This window comes from Shewanella sp. AS16 (assembly GCF_021412365.1).
GTDB classification, from domain to species: Bacteria; Pseudomonadota; Gammaproteobacteria; order Enterobacterales; family Shewanellaceae; genus Shewanella; species Shewanella salipaludis.
This window is the reverse complement of sequence record NZ_JAKCLK010000238.1, coordinates 1-293: the sequence shown is the minus strand read 5'-3', so window position 1 is coordinate 293 and position 293 is coordinate 1. Positions and strand designations below refer to the sequence as shown.

1 protein-coding gene is annotated in these 293 nt (G+C 51.9%); it reads right to left on the bottom strand.

The genetic code is table 11. From position 1 onward, the window contains the following. Nucleotide 1: 1 nt before the first annotated feature. Nucleotides 2–293: hypothetical protein (locus LZP73_RS20165; protein ID WP_234236700.1), on the bottom strand; the 292-nt coding region annotated here is incomplete at its 5' end.

The window sequence follows — 293 nt, the reverse complement described above, 5'->3', positions numbered from 1 at the left end:
GTTACTGAAGGCGAATGCGATCGCCTGCTTTAATGGCGGCCAGCAGCGTTGTGCGTAACGTGTCGAGCGCCTTTTCCACCTGTTCGGTCGTTTCCAGAACTTCACCACCGGTGGCATTACGCATCTCACTGGCGACATTCACCAGATGCGTTTTTTTCGGTACCGGTTGGATAACGGGTTTTTCCACCACAACATAAGTCTGTTCTGACTCGGCAGCGCGTTTGGCTTCATTTGCTGCCCGGAGTTGTGCTTCTTGCTTTTTACGCAGCTCGTCGATCCACAGGTTAATCTTT